A 242-nucleotide genomic window follows, 5' to 3' on the forward strand; every position below is an offset into this window, starting at 1 on the left:
AGCGCCTCGAAGAGCTCTTGAGGCGCTGCTTCCTGCGCTCCAGGGAGGACTTCACAGCTCTAACGCTCGAGGCTAACCGGCGTTGGAAGATCAACATAGCGAACGCTACGTTTCGCTTTTCGTCAGATAAAGCCTTGTTGTAGGAATCCCTGACGTATTGCGTCACCGCGTTGTAGAGGCGTTTTTCTTCGTCGCTGAGGGTGTAGGTGTTCGTGGATACGTGCCTGGGCGGGAAGGTAAGC

At 55.4% G+C, this 242-nt stretch carries 1 protein-coding gene; it reads right to left on the minus strand.

The features are described 5' to 3' along the window. A partial coding sequence (locus ABJK56_RS17850; protein WP_347246037.1) for a hypothetical protein occupies nucleotides 1–242 on the minus strand: 242 nt, incomplete at both ends.

Source organism: Thermogutta sp. (assembly GCF_039793925.1).
GTDB lineage: Bacteria > Planctomycetota > Planctomycetia > Pirellulales > Thermoguttaceae > Thermogutta.